Annotated in this window: 15 protein-coding genes and 2 pseudogenes; 9 read left to right on the plus strand and 8 right to left on the minus strand. The window is 73.4% G+C overall.

Features of this window, described 5'->3' with window-relative positions; genetic code table 11:
• Nucleotides 1-3 precede the first annotated feature (3 nt).
• The 3 genes from ACFZCY_RS24300 to ACFZCY_RS24310 are packed head-to-tail and all read right to left on the minus strand — an operon-like array spanning nucleotide 4 to nucleotide 3,607.
• Nucleotides 4-984 (minus strand): AAA family ATPase, encoded by a 981-nt coding sequence (locus ACFZCY_RS24300; protein ID WP_391176927.1) that lies wholly within the window; start codon nucleotides 982-984, stop codon nucleotides 4-6.
• 52 nt (nucleotides 985-1,036) lie between these two features.
• Complete coding sequence (locus ACFZCY_RS24305; protein ID WP_391176930.1) at nucleotides 1,037-3,199, minus strand: trypsin-like peptidase domain-containing protein; 2,163 nt, start codon at nucleotides 3,197-3,199, stop codon at nucleotides 1,037-1,039.
• Nucleotides 3,200-3,202: 3 nt separating this feature from the next.
• Nucleotides 3,203-3,607, minus strand: a complete 405-nt coding sequence (locus ACFZCY_RS24310) for a CU044_2847 family protein (protein ID WP_391176932.1) — start codon at nucleotides 3,605-3,607, stop codon at nucleotides 3,203-3,205.
• Between the two features lie 152 nt (nucleotides 3,608-3,759).
• On the opposite strand from ACFZCY_RS24310, the gene ACFZCY_RS24315 reads away from it, so the two are divergent.
• From ACFZCY_RS24315 to ACFZCY_RS24330, 4 genes are all read left to right on the plus strand, one after another.
• The gene (locus ACFZCY_RS24315; protein ID WP_391176935.1) at nucleotides 3,760-5,232 is read left to right on the plus strand and encodes an AlkA N-terminal domain-containing protein; all 1,473 of its coding nucleotides are present in this window, start codon (nucleotides 3,760-3,762) and stop codon (nucleotides 5,230-5,232) included.
• 50 nt (nucleotides 5,233-5,282) lie between these two features.
• Nucleotides 5,283-5,789 carry a methylated-DNA--[protein]-cysteine S-methyltransferase gene (locus tag ACFZCY_RS24320; RefSeq protein ID WP_391176938.1) on the plus strand — a complete coding sequence of 169 codons (507 nt, stop codon included), beginning with the start codon at nucleotides 5,283-5,285 and terminating at the stop codon, nucleotides 5,787-5,789.
• A gap of 102 nt (nucleotides 5,790-5,891) precedes the next feature.
• The gene (locus ACFZCY_RS24325; protein ID WP_391176940.1) at nucleotides 5,892-6,434 is read left to right on the plus strand and encodes a SigE family RNA polymerase sigma factor; all 543 of its coding nucleotides are present in this window, start codon (nucleotides 5,892-5,894) and stop codon (nucleotides 6,432-6,434) included.
• Nucleotides 6,431-7,582 carry a TolB family protein gene (locus tag ACFZCY_RS24330; protein ID WP_391176943.1) on the plus strand — a complete coding sequence of 384 codons (1,152 nt, stop codon included), beginning with the start codon at nucleotides 6,431-6,433 and terminating at the stop codon, nucleotides 7,580-7,582. Before ACFZCY_RS24325 ends, ACFZCY_RS24330 begins: the two co-directional genes overlap by 4 nt.
• Before the next feature lie 15 nt (nucleotides 7,583-7,597).
• Here the strand turns inward: ACFZCY_RS24330 and ACFZCY_RS24335 are convergent, their stop codons facing one another.
• Nucleotides 7,598-8,347 (minus strand): Sir2 family NAD-dependent protein deacetylase, encoded by a 750-nt coding sequence (locus ACFZCY_RS24335; RefSeq protein ID WP_391176946.1) that lies wholly within the window; start codon nucleotides 8,345-8,347, stop codon nucleotides 7,598-7,600.
• 9 nt (nucleotides 8,348-8,356) lie between these two features.
• Nucleotides 8,357-9,220, minus strand: a complete 864-nt coding sequence (locus ACFZCY_RS24340) for an amidohydrolase family protein (RefSeq protein ID WP_391176948.1) — start codon at nucleotides 9,218-9,220, stop codon at nucleotides 8,357-8,359.
• A gap of 64 nt (nucleotides 9,221-9,284) precedes the next feature.
• On the opposite strand from ACFZCY_RS24340, the gene ACFZCY_RS24345 reads away from it, so the two are divergent.
• From ACFZCY_RS24345 to ACFZCY_RS24360, 4 genes are all read left to right on the plus strand, one after another.
• Complete coding sequence (locus tag ACFZCY_RS24345; protein ID WP_391176951.1) at nucleotides 9,285-10,067, plus strand: UTRA domain-containing protein; 783 nt, start codon at nucleotides 9,285-9,287, stop codon at nucleotides 10,065-10,067.
• Nucleotides 10,068-10,110: 43 nt separating this feature from the next.
• Entirely contained in the window at nucleotides 10,111-11,394 is a 1,284-nt protein-coding gene (locus ACFZCY_RS24350) for an MFS transporter (RefSeq protein ID WP_391176955.1), read from the plus strand.
• Nucleotides 11,391-12,833, plus strand: coding sequence for a gluconate:H+ symporter (locus ACFZCY_RS24355; protein WP_391176958.1), 1,443 nt, complete (start codon nucleotides 11,391-11,393; stop codon nucleotides 12,831-12,833). The genes ACFZCY_RS24350 and ACFZCY_RS24355 overlap by 4 nt, the downstream gene beginning before the upstream one ends.
• Nucleotides 12,834-12,917: 84 nt before the next feature.
• On the plus strand, nucleotides 12,918-13,628 hold the full coding sequence (locus ACFZCY_RS24360; RefSeq protein ID WP_391176961.1) for a hypothetical protein: 711 nt from the start codon (nucleotides 12,918-12,920) through the stop codon (nucleotides 13,626-13,628).
• Between the two features lie 357 nt (nucleotides 13,629-13,985).
• Here the strand turns inward: ACFZCY_RS24360 and ACFZCY_RS24365 are convergent.
• Nucleotides 13,986-14,243 (minus strand): annotated as a pseudogene (locus ACFZCY_RS24365) (ADP-ribosylglycohydrolase family protein); the annotation flags it as partial.
• Nucleotides 14,238-14,461: pseudogene (locus tag ACFZCY_RS24370) on the minus strand (TetR-like C-terminal domain-containing protein); the annotation flags it as partial. The pseudogenes ACFZCY_RS24370 and ACFZCY_RS24365, both read right to left, overlap by 6 nt.
• Before the next feature lie 61 nt (nucleotides 14,462-14,522).
• Here ACFZCY_RS24370 and ACFZCY_RS24375 point away from each other — a divergent pair.
• A complete protein-coding gene (locus tag ACFZCY_RS24375) occupies nucleotides 14,523-15,539 on the plus strand; it encodes an MFS transporter (RefSeq protein ID WP_391176963.1) in 1,017 nt (338 codons plus the stop codon).
• On the opposite strand, the gene ACFZCY_RS24380 is transcribed toward ACFZCY_RS24375, so the two are convergent.
• Nucleotides 15,515-16,174 (minus strand): hypothetical protein, encoded by a 660-nt coding sequence (locus ACFZCY_RS24380; protein WP_391176965.1) that lies wholly within the window; start codon nucleotides 16,172-16,174, stop codon nucleotides 15,515-15,517. The two genes, ACFZCY_RS24375 and ACFZCY_RS24380, sit on opposite strands and share 25 nt — an antisense overlap.
• Between the last annotated feature and the right edge of the window lie 45 nt (nucleotides 16,175-16,219).

Genomic DNA, 16,219 nt, shown 5'->3' on the forward strand with positions numbered 1-16,219 from the left:
GGGTCACACCGCCCCGCCCAGCCGGTGCAGCACGGCTTCCAGCAGCCCCTCGCCCGTCACGTCCACCCCGCCCGACCGCAGGAACACCGCGTTCAGCAGCTGGTCGGTGGCCAGCTCGCGCGCCGCGCGCCGCCGCAGGAAGACCTCCAGGAGCTGATCGACCTCTTCGAGCGCTTCCTCCCCCAGATGCGCGGTGACGATCGCCCGCAGCCGGTCCTCGTCGGGCGTGGGCAGCTCCAGCCGTACGCAGCGGCGCAGGAAGGCGGGCGGGAAGTCGCGCTCGCCGTTGCTGGTGATCACCACGACGGGGAACTCCTCGCACGCCAGCCGTCCCCGCCGTACCGTGGCCCGTTCGCCCGGCCGTTCGGTGAGCACCTCCACCACCGACTGGTCCTCCGGCAGCCGGGCCAGCTCGGGGATCTCGAACTCGCCCTCCTCGAACACCGTCAGCAGGTCGTTCGGCAGGTCGACATCGCCCTTGTCGAGTTCGTCGACGAGCAGCGCCCGGGGCCGTTCGCCCGGCACCAGCGCGGTGCCCAGCGGGCCGAGCCGTACGAAGCTGCCGATGTCGGGTTCGGCCTCGCCGCGGTCCCGCATCAGGGTCGTCTCGCGCAGCCGCCCGATCGCGTCGTAACGGTAGAGCGCGTCCTGCACGGTGGAGCGGCTGTTGACCGGCCAGCGCAGCACCTCGCCCAGGCCCAGTTCGTGCGCGACCGCCCGCGCGAGGGACGACTTGCCGGTGCCCGGGCTGCCGGTGACGAGCAGCGGACGGCGCAGATGCAGGGCCGCGTTGACGACGTCCGCGTGCTCGGGCGAGATCAGATACGGCGACGGCCGGGCCGGGCCGGACACCTCGGACTCCCGCTCCTCGCCGGTCGCGGCGCTGCCGAAGCGGCGCCACGGCGGGGCGGGCGGCATCTCCACCCGCCGGGGCACGCCGTCCCCCCGGAACAGCCGCCAGCCCTGCTGCTCCCGTGCGTTCATCGCGGAACCTCCCTTTCGGTCCGCCTCAGCGGACATCGCGCGCGTGTCACCGTCACTCCGTGGGGTCCACGAGGTCCAGCCGGGGCAGCGCCCGCCCGGCGTCGGCCCAGGCCAGGACCGGCCGCCCGGGGTAGTCGGCCGGTCTCTGCAGGGTCTTGGTGCGGTATCTCCGTATCGCCTCGGGCAGTTCACGCGCCCGCGTCTCGGCCGCGTGCCGCACGGCCGGTGACCCCGGCTGCCCGCTGCGGTCCCACAGCACCACCGGAACGCCCGCCGCGAGGCACATCTGCACCACCCCCGCCCGCCGGTGCGCCGCGACGTCGACCGTGACATGGGCGGTCAGCCGCTCCATGAGCAGACCGCACACCGCCTCCGGGTCGGGGGCCGTGACGTCGTCGATGTGCACGGGCTCCTCGGAGTCCAGCCGGGCCCAGCGCTCCCGCCACTGGTCCAGCATCGCCTCGCCGTTCAGCTCCCGCAGCTCGGGGCAGTTGACGACCAGCGGATACGGCGCGCCGAGCGGGACGGGGAGCAGGGCCCCCGCCCCGGCCGGTTTCCAGGAGTCCGCGGGCACCTCCAAGGCGTCCCGGTCCACGACCAGTTCGATGACGAAGCGCGGTCCCGCCGGATCCGGGCGGCGCAGCGAACCGACCGCGTCCAGGATCTCCCGGGCCGCCTCCTCCGCGCCGCGCGGCCGTTCGCTGTCGTCCGACACCTGGCGCAGCCCGTCCCCGTCGTCGCACCACAGCCGCAGCCGGTAGCGCTCTTCACCGTCCGACACCGGCGCGCCCCCGCAGGACGACAGCTTCGCCACGACCCGGGGCGGCGCGGAGCCCCGGGACGCGCCCCGGGCCCACTGCTCGGCGTCGTGGCGGCGATCCCGCAAGGCCGCGTCGTGGACGCCGAGACGGCGGGCCACGGCCGCGCTCCACGCCCACAGCTCGGCGCGCTCCGCCGCCGTCGGGCAGCAGCCCGCGGCCACGAACTCCACGGCCCGCAGCAGCGCCGGGACGGCCAGGCGGCCGTCGCCGGTCGGCGCGCTGTCGCCGTACAGGCCCTCCAGATGGGCGATCAGCGCCTCGAAGGGGCCGCTGTCGCCGTTGCCGTCTACACCGCGGGCGCCGCCGCCGAATCCGGCCAGCAGCGCGCCGGGCAGGGCGGCCAGCGACAGCGCCGCCCGTACGGCCCCGGGGACCCCGGCGGCCGAGGCCGGGGGCAAGGCGCGCAGCTGCCGCAGCAGCCGCTCGTACTCGCCCGGCGTGAGCAGCTTCGGCAGGCCGTGGCGGCGGCCCAGGGCGAGGAGGTCGTCGGCGATCGGTTCCGATGTCGGGCGCACGGCCTCGACCAGCGCCGGGAGGGCGCGCCCCCGGGTGAGCAGCAGCCGGGCGAACTCGTCGGCGGACGGCGCGCCGTCCGCGCGGTGGTCCAGGCCGCACTGGCGGGCGACCGCGCGGCAGCACCGCACCCAGCCCTCGGACAGCGACAGCGGCCCGTCCAGCAGGGCGGTCAGCTCCCCGTAGAGCGGATGGTCGCGTACGTCCTCGTCGGGCCGGGGCAGGAGGTGATCCACCCCGGCGTGCCGCAACTCCCGGGCCACGCGCTGCCAGGGGATGCCCCAGGCGCGCCGCAGCTCGCCCCGCACGCGCAGCTTCGCCGTCACCAGGCCGACGACGGCGCTCTCCTCGTTCGACCACAGCGGGCCGCCGCTGTAGGCGGGTTCGATGTCGAGGGTGCGCTCGGCCCCGTCGAAGTAGCCGAACCGGCCGTCGCATTCGCTCACTTCGGCGTCGGCGAAGACCCCGGGTTCGCCGCTGCCGTGCCAGGCGCGGACGAACTGCCGCCGGGCCATGGGGTGCCAGCGCGGCGGCTCGAACGCGGACGGCAGCGCTCCGGCCAGCCGCAGTACGGCGAGGTCGCCGTTCCACTCGAAGGCGCCGAGGCCCCCGTCGTCCCGCCGGGGCGGGATCCAGGCCGTCAGCTCGGCATCGGCTTCGACGGTGTGCTCCGGTCCGTGGATCCGCACCGAGACGGTGACCGAGCCCGGGTGATCGGGGGCCAGCATGTCCTTGCCGAGCGCGCTGTTGACCACATGGGCGCAGGTCAGCAGGTGCTGGCGGGGCAACAAGACCCCCGCCCCCGCCGGTCTTCCGTCGTCCTTGGCCAGGATGGACACGGCGGGCCGGGGCGCGGACCCGCGAGGGTGGAACCAGCCCATGGCTCAGCCCGCGGAGTCGGGCCGGGGCGGCTGCCGCGGCGTTTGATCCTCCGGCCGCCAGGTGGCCGAAATGGTGAGGCTGGCGTTCCCGTTCGCCCCCACGATGCCGAGCTTGAGGTCCTGGCCCACCTGCACCCCGAACTGGACGGTGAACTCCTGCGGCGGCTGGGGCGCCGAGCGGACCGCGTCGTGCACGTCCTGGAGCACCGAGCCCAGCCCCTGGAGGACGACGCCGAGACCGGCGTCGGCGAGCGCGGCCGCGGCCCGCGTCGCGCGCCCCACCGGGGTCACGCCGCCCACGCCGCCCACGCCCCCGTAGGCGTCCGCGGGCGAGGCGTCCCCCACGGGGGCGAGTTCCAGCCGTACGGACGTGCCGTCTGCCAGCGGTATCTCTCGGTGTTCCGTCACCTCTTCATCATGCCGATCACCAGGCCCCCGGTCTGCTGTTTCGCCGCAAAATCCCCGGACGGGGAAGCGGGTCGCGCGGGGGCGCGCCCCGCGTCGACGTCGATGTCGGATTCCCGCGAGCCCGGCGGCGCGCGGTGGCCGATGCTGGACCCATGTACACCGATACCGACCGGTGCCTCAGGGCCGCACGGGCCAAGGACGCCCGCTTCGACGGATGGTTCTTCATCGCCGTCGTCACCACCCGCATCTACTGCCGTCCGAGCTGCCCGGTCGTCGGTCCGAAGCCCGAGAACATGCGGTTCTACCCGAGCGCCGCGGCCGCCCAGCAGGCCGGGTTCCGGGCCTGCAAGCGGTGCCGCCCCGACGCCAGCCCCGGATCGCCGCAGTGGAACGAGCGGGCCGACCTCGTGGCCCGCGCCATGCGGCTGATCGCCGACGGGGTGGTCGACCGGGAGGGGGTGCCGGGGCTGGCCGCGCGGCTCGGCTACAGCACCCGGCAGATCGAGCGGCAGCTGCTGGCCGAGCTGGGCGCCGGGCCGCTCGCGCTCGCCCGGGCGCAGCGGGCGCAGACCGCGCGGCTGCTGATCGAGACCAGCGGGCTGCCGATGGCGGACATCGCGTTCGCGGCCGGGTTCGCCAGCATCCGGGCGTTCAACGAGACCGTACGGGAGGTCTTCGCGCTCTCCCCGACCGAGCTGCGGCAGCGCGCCCGGAGGCAGCCAGGGCCCGCCGTGCCGGGGGCGCTGACGCTGCGGCTGCCGTTCCGGGCGCCGCTGTGCCCGGACAACCTCTTCGGCCACCTCGCCGCCACCGCCGTACCCGGGGTGGAGGAGTGGCGCGACGGGGCGTACCGGCGGACCCTGCGGCTGCCGTACGGGCCCGGGATCGTCGCCCTCGCCCCGCGCCCCGACCACATCGCCTGCCAGCTGTCCCTGGCCGACCTGCGGGACCTGTCCGGCGCGATCAGCCGCTGCCGTCGGCTGCTCGACCTGGACGCCGACCCGGCCGCCGTGGACGACCTGCTGCGCGCCGACCACCAGCTGGAGCCGCTGGTCGACAAGGCGCCGGGGCGGCGGGTGCCGGGGTCGGTGGACGCGGAGGAGTTCGCGGTGCGCGCGGTCCTCGGGCAGCAGGTGTCCACGGCCGCCGCCCGCACCCTCGCGGCCCGGCTGGTGACCGCGCACGGCGACCCCGTCGCCGACCCGGGCGGCGGGCTCACCCACCTCTTCCCGACCGCCAAGGCCCTCGCCGGTCTCGACCCCGAGGCGCTGGCCATGCCGCGCACCCGCCGCGCCACCCTCACCGGGCTGGTCGACGCGCTCGCCGAGGGGCGGGTCGCGCTCGGCGTCGGCAGCGACTGGGACGAGGCCCGGGCCGGGCTGACCGCCCTGCCCGGGCTCGGGCCCTGGACCGTCGAGGTCATCGCGATGCGCGGCCTCGGCGACCCCGACGCGTTCCTCCCCACCGACCTCGGCGTCCGCAAGGCCGCCGCCGACCTGGGCCTCCCCGCCACCCCCGGGGCCCTCACCCGGGCCTCCGCGCGCTGGCGGCCCTGGCGCGCGTACGCCGTCCAGTACCTGTGGGCCAACGACGGCGGCCACGCCATCAACCGCCTGCCCGCCTGAACCGCCCGCACCGCCCGCACCAGGCCGTACGAACCAGGGAGAATCCCCCCGTGACCCGCACCCACACCGTCGTCGACAGCCCCTACGGCCCGCTCACCCTGGTGGCCACCGGCGCCGAACTCTCCGGTCTCTACATGACCGACCAGCGCCACCGCCCGCCCGAGGAGACCTTCGGCACCCCCGCCGCCCCCGGCGACGCCCCCTTCGCCACCACCATCCGCCAGCTCACCGCCTACTTCGCGGGCGACCTGACCGAGTTCGACCTGCCGCTCCGGCTGACCGGTACGCCCTTCCAGCGCCGCGTCTGGGACGAGCTGCGCCGCATCCCGTACGGCGAGACCTGGACGTACGGCCGGCTCGCCGACCGCATCGGACAGCCCACCGCCTCCCGCGCCGTGGGCCTGGCCAACGGCAAGAACCCGGTCGGCATCATCGTCCCCTGCCACCGCGTCGTCGGCTCCACCGGCAGCCTCACCGGCTACGGCGGCGGCCTCGACCGCAAGCGGCGGCTGCTGGCGTTCGAGGCCCGGCGCCGGCAGCTCCCGGCCCTCTTCTGAACATTCGCCCGCACTTTCTTCCGCGACATGGCATAGCGGGGCGGCCCCGCACACGTCCAAGGAGGTGACCGACCACCGACGGACAACCGATCACGGGGAACCATGGATGATGAGGAAGAGCGCCGCTTCCGCGCGTTCGTCGCGGCCCGCTCGCCCGCACTGATGCGCTCCGCCACCCTGCTGACCGGCGGCGACACCCACGCCGCCGAGGACCTGCTGCAGACCGCCCTGGCGAAGGCCGCCGGGCGCTGGGGGCGGCTGGAGAGCCCGGAGGCGTACGTACGGCAGGTGCTCTACCGCCAGCAGGTGAGCCTGTGGCGGCTGCTGCGCTCGCGCCGAGAGACCACCGTGGCCGAGCTTCCGGACACCCCCGCCCGCGAGGACGGCACCGGCGCGGCGGAGCTGCGCATCCTGGTGCGCCGTGCGCTGGCCCGGCTGACCGCCCGTCAGCGGGCCATGCTGGTGCTGCGCTATTTCGAGGACTGCCCGGAGCGTGAGGTGGCCGAGCTGCTCGGCTGCTCGGTGGGGACGGTTCGCAGTACGACGCACCGCGCCCTGGCCCGGTTGCGCACCCTCGTGCCCGAACTGGACCCCGCCGTAGGCGGCCTGGGCATCGGCAACTCACCCGTGGAGGTGTGCCAGTGAACCCCGATCAGCTGCTGAGGGACACCCTGCGGGAATGGTCCGAGGAGACACCGGCCCCGGTGGGGCCCGATCTGGCGGGCCGTGCCCTGCGGCGCCGCAGCCGCCGCCGTACCGCCACGGTGACGGCGGCCGCGGCGCTCGCCCTGCTGGCGGGCGGCGTGGCGGTGCCGGTGGTGGCGGACGCCCGCCACGGGGACTCCACGCCCTCGGTCGCCGCGCCGCGTACCGACGACGTGCTCGCGCGCGAGGACGAGTCGCCGCCGCGCCACCTGGTCGCCGCGGGTGATCTCGCGGTGTCGGCGTACCGGACGGGCGGGACGCGGGAGAACTCCGGCCCGTACGCGCGCTTCAGCTACGACTGGTATCTGTACGACGCCGGGAAGCGGCGGTACGAGAAGACGTCCTGGGGCGATGTGGACGTGGCCCCCGGCATGAAGCGCGCGGCCGTCCTGGAGAGGACGCTGCCCGCGCCCCGCGTCGGCATCCTCGACCTGACCACCGGCAAGGTCGTCCGGTGGATCCCGCTGGACCACGAGGCGGGCGGGGTGAGCTGGTCGCCCGACGGCGAGCGGCTGGCGGTGACCACGTACAGCGGCTACCCGGACATCGAGGCGGCCCCGGCCGACCGCGACACCCTGCCCGGCCGGACCGGCTACTACGTGATCGACGTCGCATCGGGCAACAAGCGCTACCGCCCGCTGCCCGCCTCCATCGAAGGCCGTACCGACGTCCGGTGGAGCCGGGACGGCACGCGGCTGGCGGACCCGGCACCGACCCACGGTCCCTACCTGGCCTGGTACGACCTCCAGGGCCGGCCGGCCCGCACCCCGCCCTACGAGGGCATCGGCACCTCGGACGCGGGCCGCTCCCCGGACGGCCGCTACTACGCCACCGGCGACGGGCGGACGGGCGAGGTGAAGGAGGTACGCACCCGCCGCACGGTCGGCGACGGGTTCACCGGGGCCCCGCTCGCCTGGACCGGCGACGACCGCCTGCTGCGCTGGGAGGGCTGTGGCGACGACTGCGCCGACGACCGGTACGAGCGGCTGGTGCTGACCGACCCGGCGGGCCGGAAAGCCGTGCCGCTCACCGGCTGGCGGGCGTACGAGGGCCGCGGAATGTGGGAGCCGGTGATCACCCGCCGCTGAACCCCACCGCCGGGATCAGCCGCCCTCGGCGGCGATCCGCTCCAGCAGCGCGGGCAGCGCCGTGCCGATGGGCTCGCGGACGACCTCGTCCGCGAGCGCGTCGTACGGCGTCGGTTCGGCGTTGACGATGATCAGCCGGGCGCCGCTCTCGGCGGCCATTCCGGCGAGCGACGCCGCGGGCTGCACCTGGAGGCTGGTGCCGACCGCGATGAAGACCTGGCACGCCCGCGCCACCGCGACCGCCTCGGTCAGCACCTCCGGGTCGAGACCCTGACCGAACATCACCGTCGCCGACTTCAGGATCCCGCCGCACTCCCGGCACGCCGGGTCCGCCTCGCCCGCCGCGACCCGCTCCAGCGCCTCGTCCATCCCGGAGCGCTCCTCGCAGTGGGTGCACTGCACGACGCGCGCGGTGCCGTGCAGTTCGAGCACCTTGCGCTCGGGCATCCCGGCCAGCTGGTGCAGCCCGTCCACGTTCTGCGTGATCACGCGCACCGGGACACCCGACCGCTCCAGCCGTGCCACGGCCTCGTGCGCGCCGTTCGGGCGGGCGTGCAGCGCCTTGCTCTCCCGGCGCATCTGCCAGGACCGGCGCCGGATGTCCGGGTCGGTCATGTAGTAGTCGTACGTCACGAGCTTCTCGGCATCGGGATCGCGCCGCCACAGCCCCTGCGGGCCGCGGTAGTCGGGGATGCCGGAATCCGTCGAGATGCCCGCCCCGCTGAGGATCGCGACGAGGGGCCGGTGCGTCGTCTCGCTGCTCATGCGGTGAGCCTACGCGCGCCGTGCGGCCGCCGTGCCTGTGCGGTCACCTGCCGCGACGGGCGGTGTCCAGCCGAACAGCCGGGCCGGGTTGGCGCACAGGATCCGCTGGGTTTCCGTGGCGCTCAGCTCCGCCGTGAGCCAGGTCAGGGTGGTGCCGTAGACGCGGCCCTCTTCGTGGCGGGTCCAGGGCCAGTCGCTGCCCCACACCATCCGCTCGACGGTTCCGGTGCACAGCAGGCTCCTCAGCATCGCCGTGGCCGCCCGCGGCGCCGAACGGTACGGTGCGGCCGCCTTCACCCACACATGCGGTGCGGCGAGCAGACGGAAGAGCGCGCCGGAACCGGGATACGAGAGCGACGGGAGCGCCGGCAGCCCCAGGTGGTCGATGACCACCGCGCCGGGCCAGCGCAGGAGCCAGGGTTCCAGCTCCTCCCACTGCCGCTGTCGCGCCTGCACCTCCATGTGGAGTCCGCGCGCGGCGAGTTCGCGGGCCAGTCGCCGCCACGGGCCCTCGCCCAGCGGGGGCACCGGACGGCCGATCAGATTGAGGCGGATCCCGCACACGCCCGCCTCCGCGAGCCGGTCGAGTTCTTCCCCCGGCGTCCGGGGGTCGATGACGGCCACGCCGCGAAACCGTTCCGGCGCCCGGCGGAGAGCGGCCAGCAGATAGGAGTTGTCCGTGCCGAGGAAGCTCGGCTGCACCAGAACCCCGGCCGCGAGGCCATGAGCGTCCAGCAGCGAGACGTAGGACTCCACCGTGGCGTCGTAGTCCGGGCTGTACCGCCGCTCGTCCGCCAGCCGCAGACCGCGCGTGAAGACGTGGGCGTGGCTGTCGAAGGCGGCGGGTGGCAGCGGCGGGTCGGTGAACGTCACCCACAGAAGAATAGTCCTATGAAGGACTAGACGTCAGCAGGAATCCGGACCATGCTTTCTCGCCATGCACTCCGTCCCGTCCACGCCAGAAGGCTCCGGAACGCCAGAGAGCCCCGGAGCGGCCGCCCTCGCCCGGACCGACCCTCGGCTGCCGCTGCACGCCCGGCTCCGGGAGGTGATCGCCGAGCGCGTCCGCTCGGGGGAGTGGTCGCCCGACGAGCCGCTGCCCGCCGAGTCCGCCCTGGTCGCCCACTACGGGGTGTCCCTGGGGACCATGCGGCGGGTGTTCCGCGACCTCGTGGACGAGGGGCTGCTCGAGCGGCGCCAGGGGACCGGGACGTTCATCCGGAGGGCGTCCCTGGACGCCTCCCTCTTCCGCTTCTTCCGGTTCGGGGCCGCCGGGAGCGGCTTTCCGCGGAGCCGCATCCTCTCCGCCGCCCGGCAGGTGAGCACGCGGGCCATCGCGTCCGCCCTCGGTATCACCCCCGGAAGCGAGGTGCTGCACCTCCACCGGCTGCGGCTGTACGACGAGCAGCCCGCCCTCGTCGAGGACATCTGGCTTCCGCTTCCCCTGTTCGAGCCGCTGGAGCGCATCGGCGCCGACGACCTCGGCGACCTGCTGTACCCGACGTACGAACGCCACTGCGGCCAGATCGTCGCGGCCGCCACGGAGGAGCTGACCATCGAGGCGGCCACCGCGGCCGACGCGCTGCTCCTGGGCTGCGGACGCTCCGAGCCGGTGGCCGTGGTCGAGCGCGTCGCCCGCGCCCATGACGGCAAGCCGCTGGAGTACCGGCGCTCACGCGGCCCGGCGCACACCTTCCGCTACCGCGTCGACATCCGCTGACCCGCTTCCCGCACCACCGAGCACCACTGAAGAGAGCCGCCGCATGTTCGCCTGGTACCGGGACACCGGCACACCCCAGAAACGCGCGTTCTGGGCCGCCTTCGGCGGCTGGACGCTCGAAGCCGCCGACGCCCAGATGTTCGGGCTCGTCCTGCCGACGCTGCTGGTCACCTGGCATCTGAGCACCGGAGCCGCGGGCACGCTCGCCTCCGTCACCCTCCTCTTCACGGCCGTCGGCGGCTGGCTGGCGGGCTGGGCCTCCGACCGCTACGGGCGGGTCCGGGTGCTGCGGTGGACGATCGTCGTGTACTCCGTCGCCACGGTCCTCATCGGCTTCACCGCCGGCTACTCCCAGCTGATGGTGCTGCGCAGCGTGCAGGGCTTCGGGTTCGGCGGCGAATGGGCGGCCGGAGCCGTCCTGGTCAGCGAGTACATGGGGACCCGCCACCGCGGCCGGGCGCTGGGCGCCGTACAGAGCGGGTGGGCGCTGGGCTGGGGGCTGGCCCTGGCGACGTACACCGTGCTGTTCAGCCTGTTCCCGGAGGACTGGGCCTGGCGGGTCATGTTCTGGCTCGGCGCGCTGCCGGCCGTACTGGTCGTCGTGATCCGGCGCAACGTCACCGATCCGCCGCTCTACCGGCAGCGGGCCGCGCGGGGCGGGAACCGGGTCTCCCTGCTGCGGATCTTCAAGCCGGACCTGCTGCGGGTCACCCTCCTCGGCGCGCTGCTGGGCCTCGGCAGCCACGGCGGCTACTACGCGCTGACCACCTTCCTGCCCACCTACCTCCGCACCACCCACGGCCTGTCGGTGCTGGAGACCAGCGGCTATCTGGCGGCGTTCATCGCCGCCTCGTTCTTCGGATACGTCACCTCGGGCGTCCTGGCCGACCGGATCGGCCGCCGGAGGAACATCATGTTCTTCGCGGTCATGTGCCTGGCCTCGGTCGTGACCTATCTGTTCCTGCCGATCAGCGACACCCAGATGTTCTTCCTCGGCATGCCGCTCGGCTTCTTCTCCGCGGGCATCCCCGCCGGTCTCGGATCGATCTTCGCGGAGCTGTACCCGACCGCGATGCGGGGCACCGGGCAGGGCTTCTGCTACAACTTCGGCCGCATCGTCGCGGCGGCCTTCCCCGCCTTCGTCGGCTTCCTCAGCGACCGGCTCGGGATGGGCACCAGCATCGGCCTGTTCGCGGGCAGCGCCTACGGGCTCGCCGTCATCGCCGTGGCCCTCCTGCCCGAGACCTCCGACCGGGAGCTCGACACTCCCGTAACCGGCGCCGACGACGCGCCCGCACCGTCCCTTCCGAAAGGCACCACCGTATGACCACGCACGCCTGGTCACTGCTGCTCATCCTGACCGTGGCGATCGCAGCGCTGATCCTCCTGATCAACTCCCGCCTTCGCGTCCATCCGTTCGTCGCGCTGATCGTCGTCACCGTCGGCACGGGACTGGCGGCCGGTGAACCCGTCGACAGACTCGCGGCGTCCATCGAGGAAGGCGCCGGCGGCACCCTCGGCGACGTCGGCATCACGCTGGCGCTGGGCGCCATGCTCGGCCGCCTGCTGTCCGACTCGGGCGCGACCGACGCCATCGCGCACGCCATCGTCGACCGGTCCAGCACCCGGCGGCTGCCGTGGCTCGTCGCGGGCGCCGCCTTCGTCATCGGCGTGCCGATGTTCTTCGAGGTCGGCCTGATCGTGCTGCTGCCGCTGATCTTCAGCGTGGCACGCAGGCTGGAGGCGCAGGGCGGCACGAAGGGTTCCCCGTATGTCCTGCTGGGCGTGCCCGCCATCGCGGCGCTCTCCACGCTGCACGGCATGCTGCCGCCCCACCCCGGCCCGCTGACCGCGATGACCGGACTCCACGCCGACCTCGGCCTCACCCTCCTGGCCGGCGTCATCTGCGCCGTCCCCACCATCGTGCTGGCCGGTCCCGTCTACGCCCGCTGGATCGCGCCCCGGCTCGCCGAAGTCCGCCCGGACCCCGCGTTGGTGGCCCAGTTCACCGGCACCGGACAGCGGCCCGCCCCGGCCACCGCGGATTCGGGCGGCCCCGGCGCTCAGCTCCGCCCGGACGACGACACCCCGGCTCGCTCCCACGTGCCCACCGGCCTGGCCATGACCTCGGTCCTCATCCCCGTCGTCCTCATGCTGCTGCGCACCCTCGCCGAGACCACGCTGGACGAATCGAGTCAGCTGCGTTCCGCGCTCGTCTTCATCGGTGAACCCCTCATCGCGATGCTCGCCGGATTCCTCTTCGCCCTGGGCCTGACCGTCATGACCGGCAGCGGCCAGGGCGAGGAGACCCGCCGCTCGATGACGGGCAGTCTCCAGTCCATCGCCTCCATCCTGCTGATCATCGGCGGCGGCGGCGCGTTCAATCAGGTCCTGAAGGATTCCGGCATAGGCGACGCCATCGCGTCGGCGGCCGAGGGAGCCCATATGAACCTGATCGTCCTGGGCTGGCTGATCGCCCTGCTCCTGTCCCTCACCACCGGTTCGGCCACGGTCGGCATCGTCTCCGCCACCGGCATCATCGCCCCGCTGATCGGCACCGGCGGCGGCCTCGAGGCGTCCCTCCTGGTGATAGCCATCGGCTCGGGTTCGCTCGGCCTGAACTACGTCAACCACGCCGGGTTCTGGCTGGTCAAGGAGTCCTTCGGCATGAGCCTGACGCAGGCGGCGAAGACCCAGACCGCGGTGCAGACGATGGTGAGCGTGCTCGGCCTCGGCATGGCGCTCCTCCTGTCCGTCTTCGCCTGACGGCCGACGGCGGACGCGTTGTTCCGGACCGGTAGAGTCCGCTCCAACATCAGGACGAACACGGTGTGACGGGGGAGTACAGGGATGCGCCAATTCCTATGGCTGAGCGGTCGGACCTGGAGCAAGAACGAACAACCGCCGAACGACGGACGCGTCATCCACACGATACGGATCTCCGATTCCGCCCCCGAGCCCGGCCGCGCCGTCCATCCCCTCGCCTTCCCCGAGCGCCGCGACCCACCCGGTGGCGACCTGAAGGCGTACCGCGCCGCCCGCAAGGACGGCACCCGCGCCTTCACCCTCTGGGCCGACCACTACCGGCAGCAGGTGTTCGCGCATGTGGTCACCAAGTCGGCGGTCAAGGGCGGCTCGGCCACGTACGAGGTGCTGGGTGCCGCCGGTGAATCCGTCGCCCTCATCACCCGCGAACCGGCCATGAAGGGCGGCCGGATCCGCACCCGCTGGACCGTCCAGCAGGCGGGCGCGGCGCCCGCGGTCGGGCTGAAGGGGCGGCCCTTCTGGTGGTTCGTTTGGTGGCTGTTCTCGCCCGTCCAACTGGCCATCGTGGTCGGCAGCATCATCAGCGGCAGCGGCGACGTCGCCCGCCCCCCGCGCCGCACCAGGTGGCGCATCGACCGCCGGGTCGTCCTCGACTACCACAGCGGCCCCGGCAGCGCCTTCGAGCTGGAGGTGAAGGCGGACTGGTGGGATTCCCGCGTCACCGCCGGCCTCGTCGCCCTCCTCTGCAGCCATGAGGGCTGGATGGGCAACGACTGGGACTTGGCGCGAGACTGACGGGCGTCGTGGCTCAGCCCTCGTCGTCCCCCGCGCTTGGAACGCGATCGGCCACTTCCGCAGCGTCGTCGACAACCTGGAACTGGCCTTCCGGCATGTGCGGCCGCCGGCCGTGAGGGCTTTGCGCACGTCCAGCGTCCACTTCGTGGGACCTGTCGCACCGCGTGCCGCAGCTGCTCGTGCATGCTGTCGACCTGTGCCAGGACCTGCTGTCGATGGGGTCGAGGCGGGGCCCGATAGAGCATGAGGCAATGATGCCTGTCTCGTATCATTCAAGCAGCTGCGGCGGCCTTGAAGTGGCAGGTCAGGGACCTGTTCGGCATCTCTCGCCGCCGGGCCCGACGAGGGGCGGCACACCTACGCCCGCAGCGCCAGGCGGTGGGTGCGGGCCGTGAGGTCGCTGATGCGGGCGGAGTCGGAGTCGAAGACGGCGCTGCGGATCCGGTCCTGAAGCGGCTCGGTCCGCTGCGGCGGGAGGGCGGCCGCCCCGCGCAGGACGCCCGCGATGGAGCCGGCGGTGGCGCCGTTGGAGTCGGTGTCCAGGCCGCCGCGCACGGTCAGGGCGCTCGTCGTGGTGAAGCCGCCCGCGCCGTTCAGGAGCCCGGCGGTGAGGACGTCGTCGGGCACGGGTGCGAAGGTCGTGAGGATCTCGTGGTGCGCAGCAGGTCGAAGGGGAGTGACGTGACGCGCTCGCTGAGGCGTTCCGGTGTGACCTCGCCACGGTCGACGGCGTGGCCGAAGAGTACGTCGAGAGCTTCCGCGCGTCCCGTCACGAGGGGGTCGCGCAGGTCACCGGGGCTGGTTCCGGTCGCCTGGTGGTAGTCGGCCAGGTGCATCGCCGAATGGGCCCAGTCCCGGCTCGGCGGCCGGCGTCTGTGGATCGCGGCCCTGGGCGTGTTCCTGCTCGGCTCGCTCCTGAGCGAGCTGGCGTGGAACGCGACCGGCCTCATCGTCTTCCGCGTCGTCCAGGGCCTGGCGGGCGGCCTCATGATGCCGCTCATGGCCACGCTGCTCATGCAGGCCGCCCAAGGCCGCGCCATCGGTAAGGTCATGGCCGTCATCACCGTGCCCACCGCGCTCGGCCCGATCCTCGGCCCGGTGCTGGGCGGCCTCATCCTGCATCTGGCCGGGCGCCGGCTGTTCCTCGCCGACGTTCCCTTCTGCGTCGTCGGCTGCCGGCGCGCCCGGCGCGATCTGCCCGACGACCGACCCGCACCCGACCGCCCCCGTGCCCGCCTGGACACGGTCGGCCTGCTCCTGCTCTGCCCGGGCTGCGCCGCCCTCGTCTACGGCCTCTCCCGGGTCGAGGGAAGCGCGGGCTTCGCCACCGCCACGGTCCTCATCCCCCTGATCGGCGGACTCGCCCTGATCGGGGGCTTCATCGCCCGGGCACTGCCCCGCACCACCGGAGCCCTGGTCGATGTGCGGCCGTTCCGCCACCGCGCGGTGGCCTCCTCCTCCGCTGCTCTTCCTGGGCGGCACCTCCCTGTTCGGGTCGATGCTGCTCCTGCCCCTGTACTTCCAGCAGGTTCGCGGCGAGGATGCCCTCGGCTCTGGGCTGCTGCTCATCCCGCAAGGTGTCGGCGCGCTCCTCGCACGCGGCCTGGCAGGCACGTACACCGACGCGTCGGCCCCCGCGGGGGCCGCCTTGACGGCGTTCGCCTTCGTCGCCGCGGCCACCGTGCCGTTCGCCTTCGTCACCGACGGCACCAGCGAAATCCTGCTCATGGCCGCGCTGTTCGTCCGTGGCGTCGCTCTGTGCGCCGCCATGATCGCGCCCATGGGTGCCGCCTACGCAGGGCTGCGGCACAAGGAGATCCCCGACGCCGGCCGGCCACGCCGCACTCGCGTCGGCCTGGCTGCGCCTGGTGGCGTGACCGTATGCGTCAGACCCCGCTCCCGGGCCCGTAGTCACTCGCGTCCAGGGGGTCGGCCTTGGCCGGGGGCCGCACATCCAATGGTTCGTCGAAGGCGCTGAACGTGGTGACGCTGTGGTAGACAGCGCCTTCGTAGACGACCTTGAGGATGTACGGCTTGCCCTCGGTGGCGATGTAAAAGGTGTAGGTCCCTCCCTCGTCCGCCTTGTCGGTCACTACCAACCGCCTCGCCGGACTGCCGTTGACCTCGGTCGGTTTGCGCTTCTTCGCCACGCCGAAGGTGGCGAACTCCCACCCGCAGCCGTCGATCCCGTCTTCGGGCTTCGCCTCGCGCGCGGGTGCCGTTCTCCAGCGGCCCTGGTTGGCGCGCACGTAGTCGGTCTTGCCGATCCGCATCTCCTCGAGGCTGCGACCGGTGGCCCACGTCGTCTTGGACGCGCACCTGCCCTTGAGGTCGGTCCTCAGGCGGGTGGAACGGTCTTCACCGTTGGTCTCGATGATGTCCGCGTCGACGGTCACCGACCTGAGCGCCTTCATCGTGTCGTTGGCTGCGTCAAGCATCTGCCGGGCGGAGGGCTCCTCCGAGGCGGAGGGCTTCTCCGCGGCGGCGCTGTGTGCGCATCCGGCGACGGCGGCACCCAGTGCCAGGCAGGCGAGCACAGCCGTCACGGTGGTCGATCTTCTTCGCACAAGTCCCCCCGGATTGTGAGCGGT

It is taken from the genome of Streptomyces sp. NPDC007983 (assembly GCF_042958345.1).
In the GTDB taxonomy this organism is placed as follows: domain Bacteria; phylum Actinomycetota; class Actinomycetes; order Streptomycetales; family Streptomycetaceae; genus Streptomyces.